A 10,489-nucleotide genomic window follows, 5' to 3' on the forward strand; every position below is an offset into this window, starting at 1 on the left:
TCATTCAATAACGTCCTCCCCTTTCTTCATAACCGTCATACGATTTTCTGCATCAAAAAAATCTTTCAATATCGTTTTGTTTTTTAATGCTTCTTCTTTTTCTCCATCTAACACCACTTTCCCATTTTCTATTCCTATTATCCTTTTCGCCATGTTTAATATACTGAATCTATGCGATATTATTATTACTGTTTTATCTTTTGTATATTTTTTTATGTTTTTTATCACTTCTTCTTCTCTTATTTTATCCACTCCTTCAAGTGGTTCGTCCAATATCACTACTTCTGGATCTGATATCATCATTCTTGCAAGAGCTACTCTTACCCTTTGACCTCCAGATAAGTTTTTCCCGTTTTGTCCTACTGTTTTCTCATTTATAAATTTTTCTACTCCTGTTATATGAAGTATATTGTTCAATTTTTCTTCTGATATTTCTCTTCCCATCGTTATGTTTTCTTTTATACTCCTATTGAATATATGACTATTTTGACTTAATACACCTATCTTTTCATATATATTTTTTATTTCATTTGTTGGCTTATCATTTATTAACGTTTCTCCTTTTTCAGGCGTTTCATTTCCTGTTATTAGTTTTATAAATGTGGTTTTGCCTTCTCCACTTTTTCCTATTATTGCTACTTTTTCTCCTTTTTTTATTGTTATATTTACTTTGTTGAATATTTCTTTTTCTCCATATGAAAAATCTAAATCTTTTATTTTTATTTCTTTTATCTCTCCTATATCATATCTCTTCTCTACTTTTTCTTCTGTTTCAATTATTTCTTTCATTTTATTAATAGAAGGAGCATAATAATTTCTGTTTTTAAATAAAAAATTCATAAATGGTTCTATATTCTCACTAATAATATTAATATAAGTAAGAGTGAAAAATATATTTCCAATAGTTATCCCACTATTTAGTAGATTCGATGTATAAAACCATAAAAATATAAAAGTATAATATAAAAATGATAATAACCGAAACGGAAAATGGAAATTCTTAAGTTCTTGTGTCCAAATATTTTTAAACCCAAAATAAAGTTCTTTTGACTTTTCCTTAAAAAAAGACTCTTCTTGATTTATTACATCTGATTCTTTTATAACCTCTCTCCCTTCTAAAGAATCATTCACATAACTCACTAACTGCCTTGAATCTTCCATAAGTTTACTATATTCTTCAAAACCTGGAATTTTACCTTTATGTTTTTTCATTGAAGGTCTTAAAAAAACATAAATATACAAAGAAAAGTATATTATTGAAATTATTGCAGCGCCTAAATTTACAAACCCCAAAATAATTATGGCTATTATAGCAACAAAAATAGAAAGCATACTATTTACAGTATCTATATTAAGCACTTCAGAAGCTTTTTTTATGTCGAATGATATCACTTCTGAAAAATAAGAACTTCCATTTTCAATTATTTCCTTTATATCGTTTAAATATATTTTTTTATATAATTTTTCTTTATAAAATTTTTCTATCTTGTAAGTGATTAGAGATGAAAAATAATTAAAAATATAATTTAAAGAAAGGCTAATGGCATATAATATTGCAAAAAGAATTATTAATTTCACCGCAATTGTTTCTTGTGACATAGCAATAAAGTTTTTATATACAAAAGGAATATAAAGATTTATCCCAAGTATTATTAAAGCCCCAAAAGTTATGAATAACAAAAAAAACCTTTCTTTTATTTCAATATTTTTTATTATCCATAAGATCATATTCACTTCTTTTTTAGTTTTATTAAAAAATTCATTTTTCATTTTATTCCCCCATCCAATAATCATAATCTTTAAAACAATAATTTTACATATTCATCTAAATAATATTTTTGTGGAATACAAACTTTTTTATTTTTAATATTTCTTATATAATCACATCCTTGAAGACAAATAGGTAATACTTTACAATTCAAACATTCATCATCTATATCAATATTTTTATTAAAATTATTTCTCCCACTATAAGTTTCAATAATTCCATTTTTATTTATTTGCCCTATAATATTATTTTTTTCAAAATCTACACCCGTACAAATTATTTGCTCTCTATTTGGTAAAATGAAATATGAGTTTTTCATTCCTGATGTACACGAATTATATTTATTTTCATAAAACCATTCCTTTGTAGAAAACCCTAATTTTTTCACGTACTTATAAAGGTTTATAATTTTTTTTATAATTTTACTTGAATTCTCATTTAATCCAGGATTTTCCCCTGGATTATTATGAATTGGATTTAAACTTACAAAAATATTATTTTTAAACTCTGATAAATAAAATAAAAAGTCTAAATCATTTTCACTCATTTGTGAGTAAATGTTTATCCTTAAATTAACAAATACATTATCTTTATATTTTTTTAAAATATAAATTAGATTATTGAGTATTTGATTAAAAGTATCTATATTTTTATTATTTTTTAAAAACCTTCTTTTGTTGTGTGAACTTTTATTTCCATCTAAAGTTATTTGAAAATTTCTAACTTTTAAATCTCTTATTAATTTATCAGAAATTTTTTCACTTAACAAATATCCATTTGTAATAATTGATGATATAAATCTTTTCTTAGGATATTTTTTTATTAAATAAGAATTTAACTTTTCAATATTTTTAAAATTCATCAACGGCTCTCCACCAAACCAAGATAAATTTATATTATTCTTACTATTAATTTTTCTTTCAATAAATTTAATTATATAATTAATATTTTCACTAGACAAATTACTTTCTTTAATATGATTCTGATAACAATATACACATTTAAAATTACAATCTAATGTTGAAAAAATTGTTAGATTTAAAGTATTTTCATTTAATATTCTTTTTTTCATAAAGTTAATTATAATCTCTTCTTCATTAACTTCATCATTTATTACAAAGTTATTATCAAATAAAATTTTATTTATTTCTGGAAATTTACTAATTCCTTTTAACCCTAATAATATTTTTTCATGTTCATCTTTTTTATAAGAAATTATTGATTTGTATAAAATATTACACAGAATATAATTATCTTTGTTCATTTTAGTAATTACGTTATATTTTGATACTTTCATTTATAAGCTCCTTTTTAAAAAAGCTTATCATATTTTAAAATATGATAAGCATAAATTAATTTAACAACCAAAACAATTACCATTTTTTGGAGAAGGGGATATAGATCCTGATAAAGTTGTAGGTTTTGAAATTATTTTGATTTTTGTATCTTTTTTCATTTTTTCACCTCCTTTTTTATAGTATTTTAGAATATTTTAAAATTCTAAAAAATTTTATTATTAACTTTATTTACGATGAATAATTTAATAATCATTCTGTATTTAAATACCTTAGTGTAGTTGGCGTTATATTAGCTTATTTAAAAGAAGAGATAATAAATTATCTCTTCTTTTTTAACCGGCTTTTTAATATATTATGACTCCTGATACTTTTTAGCATGAATCTATAAATTGTTTGTTGATGATTTATTTTCTATTTTAGTAAAAAAGTGGGCGCTTTATACTTTTTGTCTAATCTTTTTGGGATAGCCTGCTATATAACTTTTTCAGGCAGCATTTTTTTTAATATTTAATATTAATGAATTAAGCATTTTATATACGGAAAGTAAAACAAAACCCGTTCCCATAATTATGAGAGATGTAATTACGCCAAAATATTTTTCTATTACTCCCGCAAAAGGTTTTGAAACAGCTGTTGATGAATCAATTAATAAAGAAAACAGAGCATATTTTTCTTTTATTTCTTCCACGGAATATTTTATATACAATTCAATCGCTAAAACAGTCATAGTATACGATGAAAAAATACCTGAAATAAATAAAATAAAATTGAGTAATATGTATCCAGGTTTAAATATTACGGATAAAATTATTAATCCACTAAAAAGAATAGCAATTGATGTTGTACTGTTTTTATGTTTTTTAAAAAAAGGAATATTTATAGCCAATGAACCTAATACACTTCCCATTGACATACTGGTCATTATCATTCCGTAACTTGCACTGCTCTGATTTAAAAAGTATATTATATAAGAAAGAGTTAAAAGAGATGTAGTACCTCCAAGAAAAGTAATAAATACACTTCCTATAAAAATATAATTATTTTCAAATTTAAATTTTATTTTTTTAATTTTTGAATGTTTTGATTTTTTCATTTTTAAATCTTTGCTTATGAACAAAATTAAAATTCCGGCAATAATATAAGTAATAAAATCTGTTATATAAACAAAATTAACGTTTGTTTTTTCTAATATTATTCCTGCAGTAACCGGACCTACAACAGTAACAGCTGTATTGAATGTTCTGGATAAAGACTGCCTTCGGTGGATGTTATCGTCATTACAGATAACTTTTAAAAACTCAGCCCTGTATATTTCCAAAAAGAAAAAAACTGTTGAAAATACTATATAAAAAATGAGTAAAAGAGGAATAGAATTAATCCAGATTAAATTCAGCATAATTACACCAAGTATCATTTCAAATGTAGAAAAATATTTACGGTAACTCACACCAAAATTAAATTTACCAACAAAAGGAGTTAATACAACCTTTGGTAGTACGGTAAAAAAAGGAAATAAAGATGCAGTCAGTAAATTATTAGAAATTGAAAAAATATAAATTGTTAAAGCAGTTGCAGTTAAACTTGAACCGAAAGAAGATATAATATCCGAAATTAATAGTATTTTAAAGTCCTTTTCGTACATATCCTGTGTAGTATTCATCATAAATCTCCTTTAAATTTTTGCGGGTTTGTAATTAATTCTTTCATAAAATTAAATTATTAGCTGACTTTCTATTATTTTTTTATACTCTGGAGTATTTTCTTTTAACTCTTCGTGTGTTCCTTTTCCAATTATTTGTCCATCTTTTAATACTATTACTTCATCTGCTTTTTTTATTGTGGACAATCTATGAGAAATTATTAATAAAGTCAATTTTTCTTTTTTTATATTTTCAAATATCTCTTCTTCTGTTTGCGAATCTACTCCAGATGTCGCTTCATCTAATATCAATATTTTTGGGTTTCTTATTAATGCTCTTGCTATTGAAACCCTTTGTTTTTGCCCGTCAGACAATTTATTCCCTCTTTCTCCTAATTCAGTTTCATATCCATTTTCTAATTTGTCAATAAATTTATCTATTTTAGCTTTTTTTATCGCTTCTTCAAATTGCTCATCATTAAAATCTTCTCCTAAGGTTATATTGTCTTTTAAAGTCATATTAAATATATAATCATTTTGTTTTACTATGATCACATTTTTTCTCAATCCTTCTAAATCATATTCTTTTAAATTGGTATTATTTATTGTTATTTTCCCTTTTTGAGGTTCATAAAATCTTGTAACCAAATTCACAAGTGATGACTTTCCTGCCCCACTTGTCCCTACAATCGCTACTTTTTCATTACTTTTTATGTTAATATCTATTCCATTTAAAACAGGAACATCTTTATACTTGAAATGAATATTTTCATATTTAATGTCATAGGAGTTCTCAATTATTTTTTTACCTTCACCTTTGTCTTCTTCTGGTAAGTCATGAATTTCAAAAATTCTTTCTGAGACTTGACCTGCTCTCTGCATTTGTATATAAAAATTACTTAGATTTCGAATAGGAGTAAATATCCATCCCAAATAAGCATAAAAACCCATTAAAGTTCCTAATGTTGTGCTACCTGTTAGTATTAAATATCCCCCATATCCTAATACTAATACTGGTGTTAGCTCATAAACAAAAGACATGAAGTCTTCTGCTCCTTGGTTTAACATACTCAGTTTGTTTTGTGTTTTTGCCCATCCTTCTGATTTGTTACTAAATTTATTTGAAAAAAAATATTTCTTTACAAAAACTTTTTATTGAGTTAAGCCCTTCTACTTTTTCTCTAAACTCTTCTGTCAATTCACTAAAGGCTTTTCTTTCAGAATGAGAACTTTTTTGTAGACTTTTGTCAAATGCTCTTAAAGAAAAATAATAAAATGGGATCATGGCAAAAGTTATTAAAGCAAGCTTCCAATTTAAAAATAATAACACACCCGATACAAAAATTAATTGAATTATATTATAAAGTATTACTGAAATCCCTGTTCCTAAAAAAAATGATATTTCAAGAGTATCTGATAAAACTCTTGACATAAAATCTCCAACTTTATTTTGTGAATAGTCTTTTAATGGCATTTTTTGAATTTTTTTAAACATATATATTTGTTCATCTCTCGCCGAAAAATTTGTTGCTCTATAATAACCATAATTTACAAAAAATGATATTACTCTTTCTAAAAAAACAACTCCTATAAATATGAATATAAATGGTAGAATTTTTGAGAAATTGTTTTTCCCAATTATTTCATCTATCAAATATTTAATTAAAAATGGACTAAGTACTGAAACAATCAATAAAAATGGGGAAAGTATAATCGGTAATTTTTGATATTTTATATACTTTTTAGAATAACTCAAGAGTTTTCTTATATTAGAATCCTTTTTATCTTTATTCATTTTTATTTCTTGCCTCCAATTATTTTTTCATTGTATTCTAAGAGTAAATTTTTGTTTGGTTTTATAAACAAACAAAGGTAGTTTTTATGAAAAATAAACTATAGCCCTTATCTTTCGCCCAGCAAATTGTTAATATCTTTCAATCGAACAAAAATTTCTCCGTCTTCTTCTTTTTGAAAAATCCTTTTACTATGGTTATTATGAATTTTTTCTGTTAATGTTTCCAGATATTTCTTCATAAAGATTCCCCCCTTAATATTCAATTAAATATTACTCCTTTCCATATGATTTTCAATTCTCTTTTCAAACTCTAAAAACACTATTAATAGCTACTTTTTAAAAATAGTTATTTCAAAAAAATTTTTAAAAGTAAAAATATTTCTCATTTGTTAACGAGCATAATCATCATAAATAATGTGTTAGAATAAAATTATGGATATAAATATTCATGGTAGTAAATTTTTGTATAGTTTTATAAAAATAAGTAACTTTTAAGATAAAAATAAATGAAGGTGGTTTTTATGAATTTAAAGGTAAGTAATTTACTAAAGGTAATTTCATATGGTAGGTATTCAAAGCCTTTTATAAACTATCTCATAGAAAAAGACAACAGAGAAGATTTTGTTTATTATTATAAATCCCTAATAAATATGTGGAATTCTGAATTTGAGAAAAATCTATTTATTTTAGAGCTTGTTATAAACAACACAAAAAACAAAGCCCTTAAAACCCTTTCTGTTTCTTCTATTTTGGGAAATCATGTTTATTTAAAAAATAATGAGTATATAAAAAAATACTATAATTATTTAATAGATAACTTTGAGAATACCCCTAATTATTTAAGAGGGAGTATTTCAACCAAACTTATGAGTATAAAATTTTCAACCCACGACAAACACTACAAAAAAATAAGGCTATGGAGCAAGATGTATGAAAAAGATTTCGCGAACAAACCTTTTAAGATGTTTGCCCAAGCTAGAAAAAAAGTAAAAGAAGGTAAAAAACAAGAAGCTTTTAGTTACTACCAAGATGCCTATGAATTGGCAAAAAAATATCCACATCCAACCGCCATATCAGTCGCTTTAAACGATTCAACTTGGCATATGAGAGAGCACGATTTTAAACTAGCAAAAAAACAGTGTAAAAAACTAGAATACTATGATGGTTATTACATAGAAGGGTTCAATTTTTTAGACGAAGATTTTGACACGATATGTCACATAAAAAGAAAAGAAAATGACGTTGACTTTTTAGAGTACAACTATCTTTACCAATTTTCCAAAAATATAGTAAAACAATATTCTAATTTTTATGAAAAACTAGATAACTCACTATATGAAAACACAAAAAGTCTCAGAAGTTATCTGGAAAAACATTATAAGAAGGTTGAATCGAGAGAAAATTTCAAGTCATATCAACAATATCTTCGAATAATGAGAGAAAAAGATATGAACATAAAGGGAAAACCGCTACAAAGGTTGTTAAAGAATTTGAGTGTTGAATTCGATGCAAACCAACCAGACGTAATCAACTACGAAATTTTGAAAGAAAAGATCTATGAAGATTTCAACAAACTAAAAGAAAAATTCGCTAATTTGAGTATTATAGAAAAGAAAAAATCTGTTCTCTCAACATACATGTCTCATGTGGAAATACCAGATTTTATAAAACTGAAAAAGATTTTTGATTTAATATATGAAGACGAAAAAGTGCTAAAATATTTTGAAGCATATAACAAAAGAAAAAAATTCTTTATAGACATGTTCAAACCCATTTGTTTTATTGAAGGAAGAAAAGAGCTTATAAACAGTGCATTTAAAGAAATGGCGAAAAAAGAAAAAATAAACAACTTTTTTGATTTGTATTTAACCCTGGATAAAAAACAACAAGAACTAATGAACATATTCATAAGAAACTATTCAAGATACAACATAAATTTCAGGTTTTCACTTAAAGAATATTTCCCGGATTTATTCTACACAGATAATTCTGTTGAATGGAAAAAAATCATTAAAGATTTTTGTGTAACCAATGGTTTATTCTTCAGAACTGCTTACATAGCTTTTTGGTGTTTTAATAAAGTGGAAAGAAAGAATTTTTTAAAAATACTCTAACACTAAAAAGAACGGGCTTTCGCCCGTTCTTGTATTATGTTATCTTCCCATTAAATATTTGTCTATTCCTCTTGCTGCATTATGCCCATCTGCTATACCGTGAATAATATCTGGGCCATGAACAATATCTCCACCAGAAAACAACCAAGGAGCTCCTTTGACCTGGCCCTGATCATTTATTTCAAGCTGGCCTCTTCTTGTTATGTTTATCTTTTCTTTTAAATCATCAGAAAGGTAAACGTAGTCTGGAGCTTGTCCTATGGACTGAACAACTAAATCTGCTTCGACTTCAATCTTTTCATTTTCATCGTATTTAGGGTTGAACCTTCCCTCTTCATCAAAAATAGACAGTACTTTTTTGAATCTAACAGATTTTAACTCTCCGTCTTCTACGATTATTTCTTCAGGACCATAACCAGGATGGAAAATAACTCCTTCTTCTCCACCTTCTTCTTTTTCGTCTATGTCAGCTGGCATTTGATCTAAAGACATTTCAAGAGCCAAAACATGAACTTCTGATTTGCCATATTCAATATTTTGAAGCCTAACCATTGATCTGGCAACGTCCATTGCAACGTTACCTCCACCTATTACCACAAGTTTTTCAGGAATAAATGGTTTTTCTCCTTCGCCTCTAACATAGTCTTTCATTTCTTCAAGAATATCCATTGCTGGAATAACTTTTTCGTGTTCCGCACCTGGAAGTGGTATCATTTTACCTTTTGTGAATCCAGTTGATGCGAAAACAACATCAAAGTTTTTCTGTAACTCTTCCAAGCTGATATCTTTTCCAACTTTTGTGTTATTTTTGAATTCAACACCAAGTGATTTAATATAATTCAAATCTTGTTCAAAGGCATCATCAGGAAGTCTGTATGATGGACCACCGTAATTCAACACACCACCCATTCTGCTTTTTTCTTCATAAATTGTAATCTCGTAACCCATTAACGATAGATAATAAGCCGCTGATAAACCCGCAGGACCTCCACCGATAATAGCCACTTTTTTATTTGCGTGTTTGATTATTTCTGGTTCTAATATCTCTTTGTAGTTTTCTTGTGGCACGTTATCAACTATATATCTTTTCAACCATCTAATTGAAACTGCTTCTCCTCTTTCTCCAATAGTACAAACAGTTTCACATTTATGAGTACACATTCTACCACAAACCGCTGGAAGAGGATTTGTTCTGTACAAGTCTTCCAACCCTTTATTTAAGTCATCATTGTAAATATCTCTTATATAATCTGGTATATCCATATGAGCAGGACATGTTTTTGTACAAATGCCACAATCAACACATCTTGCAGCTTCTTGTTTTGCCTGCTCAGTTGAAAAACCTTTTACTATTTCGATGAAAGAATCTTTTCTTTCTTCTGCTGGTAAAAGTTCCATTTCAACTCTTTCAAGATCAAGCAAATCAGAAACTTCGTCTCTCTTATAACCTTCTGGAAATTCAACTTCGTGAATTCCACCTTCTCTTGGAACAAAAAAGAAATGATTTGGGTCTGGGTCTATATGAATATATTCTTTTGTCATTCCAAGTGAGTTTGTTGTACAAATATCAACACACAAACCGCAGAAAGAACATCTCCCATAATCTATAACAGGCCTTTCTGGTTTTGAGCCCTCTTCATCTGGTAATTCTGAAAACTCTGTCATTACTATAGCATCAGTAGGACAAACCCTTGAACAAGTCCCACAACCTATACATTTATCCCAGTCATTAGTATGAAAACCTCTGTATCTATCCGCTGCTTCTCTTGGTTTATCGAATATATCTGAAAGTTCTATTGTAACAGGTTTTTTAGTCAAGTATTTCCATGCTCTGGCTGGGGAGAAAAAACTTTTCTTTGCCATTATATATCACCT

The 10,489-nt window shown here is 26.7% G+C and carries 8 protein-coding genes; 1 reads left to right on the forward strand and 7 read right to left on the reverse strand.

Going from position 1 to position 10,489, the window contains the following annotated elements; genetic code table 11:
* The 6 genes from BLS00_RS08340 to BLS00_RS10840 form a co-directional block, all read right to left on the reverse strand.
* Nucleotides 1-1,770, reverse strand: a complete 1,770-nt coding sequence (locus tag BLS00_RS08340) for an ATP-binding cassette domain-containing protein (protein ID WP_176759880.1) — start codon at nucleotides 1,768-1,770, stop codon at nucleotides 1-3.
* A 29-nt stretch (nucleotides 1,771-1,799) separates the two neighbouring features.
* The gene (locus BLS00_RS08345) at nucleotides 1,800-3,065 is read right to left on the reverse strand and encodes a radical SAM/SPASM domain-containing protein (protein ID WP_091404796.1); all 1,266 of its coding nucleotides are present in this window, start codon (nucleotides 3,063-3,065) and stop codon (nucleotides 1,800-1,802) included.
* Between the two features lie 485 nt (nucleotides 3,066-3,550).
* A complete protein-coding gene (locus tag BLS00_RS08350; RefSeq protein ID WP_091404799.1) occupies nucleotides 3,551-4,726 on the reverse strand; it encodes an MFS transporter in 1,176 nt (391 codons plus the stop codon).
* A 51-nt stretch (nucleotides 4,727-4,777) separates the two neighbouring features.
* On the reverse strand, nucleotides 4,778-5,773 hold the full coding sequence (locus BLS00_RS10735) for an ABC transporter ATP-binding protein (RefSeq protein ID WP_218119806.1): 996 nt from the start codon (nucleotides 5,771-5,773) through the stop codon (nucleotides 4,778-4,780).
* A 49-nt stretch (nucleotides 5,774-5,822) separates the two neighbouring features.
* Nucleotides 5,823-6,500, reverse strand: coding sequence for an ABC transporter transmembrane domain-containing protein (locus tag BLS00_RS10740; protein ID WP_205742425.1), 678 nt, complete (start codon nucleotides 6,498-6,500; stop codon nucleotides 5,823-5,825).
* Between the two features lie 107 nt (nucleotides 6,501-6,607).
* On the reverse strand, nucleotides 6,608-6,739 hold the full coding sequence (locus BLS00_RS10840; protein ID WP_259700000.1) for a hypothetical protein: 132 nt from the start codon (nucleotides 6,737-6,739) through the stop codon (nucleotides 6,608-6,610).
* Nucleotides 6,740-7,021: 282 nt separating this feature from the next.
* Between BLS00_RS10840 and BLS00_RS08360 the strand changes: the two genes are divergently transcribed.
* The gene (locus BLS00_RS08360) at nucleotides 7,022-8,614 is read left to right on the forward strand and encodes a hypothetical protein (protein WP_091404802.1); all 1,593 of its coding nucleotides are present in this window, start codon (nucleotides 7,022-7,024) and stop codon (nucleotides 8,612-8,614) included.
* A 39-nt stretch (nucleotides 8,615-8,653) separates the two neighbouring features.
* On the opposite strand, the gene BLS00_RS08365 is transcribed toward BLS00_RS08360, so the two are convergent.
* Nucleotides 8,654-10,477 carry an FAD-dependent oxidoreductase gene (locus BLS00_RS08365; protein WP_091404803.1) on the reverse strand — a complete coding sequence of 608 codons (1,824 nt, stop codon included), beginning with the start codon at nucleotides 10,475-10,477 and terminating at the stop codon, nucleotides 8,654-8,656.
* Nucleotides 10,478-10,489 lie beyond the last annotated feature (12 nt).

It is taken from the genome of Geotoga petraea, from assembly GCF_900102615.1.
Lineage (GTDB): Bacteria > Thermotogota > Thermotogae > Petrotogales > Petrotogaceae > Geotoga > Geotoga petraea.

Excerpts from the sequence above, each read along its gene's own strand:
- BLS00_RS08340 (WP_176759880.1), bottom strand. The coding sequence starts at position 1,770 with ATGAAAAATGAATTTTTTAATAAAACTAAAAAAGAAGTGAATATGATC.
- BLS00_RS08345 (WP_091404796.1), bottom strand. The coding sequence starts at position 3,065 with ATGAAAGTATCAAAATATAACGTAATTACTAAAATGAACAAAGATAAT.
- BLS00_RS08350 (WP_091404799.1), bottom strand. The coding sequence starts at position 4,726 with ATGAATACTACACAGGATATGTACGAAAAGGACTTTAAAATACTATTA.
- BLS00_RS10735 (WP_218119806.1), bottom strand. The coding sequence starts at position 5,773 with ATGTTAAACCAAGGAGCAGAAGACTTCATGTCTTTTGTTTATGAGCTA.
- BLS00_RS10740 (WP_205742425.1), bottom strand. The coding sequence starts at position 6,500 with ATGAATAAAGATAAAAAGGATTCTAATATAAGAAAACTCTTGAGTTAT.
- BLS00_RS10840 (WP_259700000.1), bottom strand. The coding sequence starts at position 6,739 with ATGAAGAAATATCTGGAAACATTAACAGAAAAAATTCATAATAACCAT.
- BLS00_RS08360 (WP_091404802.1), top strand. The coding sequence starts at position 7,022 with ATGAATTTAAAGGTAAGTAATTTACTAAAGGTAATTTCATATGGTAGG.
- BLS00_RS08365 (WP_091404803.1), bottom strand. The coding sequence starts at position 10,477 with ATGGCAAAGAAAAGTTTTTTCTCCCCAGCCAGAGCATGGAAATACTTG.